The sequence below is a fragment of the Mesorhizobium sp. M1A.T.Ca.IN.004.03.1.1 genome, from assembly GCF_003997555.1.
Lineage (GTDB): Bacteria > Pseudomonadota > Alphaproteobacteria > Rhizobiales > Rhizobiaceae > Mesorhizobium.
This window is the reverse complement of record NZ_RZTV01000635.1, coordinates 1-256: the sequence shown is the minus strand read 5'-3', so window position 1 is coordinate 256 and position 256 is coordinate 1. Positions and strand designations below refer to the sequence as shown.

The following is a 256-nucleotide window of genomic DNA, read 5'->3' as shown; positions in this document are numbered from 1 at the left end:
CGGTGGCGATCTTCTGGTCGAGGAACTGCGCGCCTTTTGCCTTGCGGGCGATTTCGCAGGCCGGCAAGGCGACGGCGCTGGAAATCATCCAGGGCCGCATCCGGGAAACGGCGCTGATCGGGATACCGCGCTGCTTGAGGCCGGTTTCGAGACGCTTGTAGTCCTCGGGAGAAAGCAGCTTGTCGATCGTCGTGCCGTCGGTGAACATCGTCAGTTCCGGCTTTGCGAGCAGGGCGGCGGTCGCAGGCGACCGCCG

General features: G+C 65.2%; 1 protein-coding gene. It reads right to left on the bottom strand.

The genetic code is table 11. From position 1 onward, the window contains the following. Nucleotides 1-256, bottom strand: a 256-nt coding sequence (locus EOD29_RS33175) for a TraB/GumN family protein (RefSeq protein WP_206520587.1), incomplete at both ends; no start/stop codon positions are given.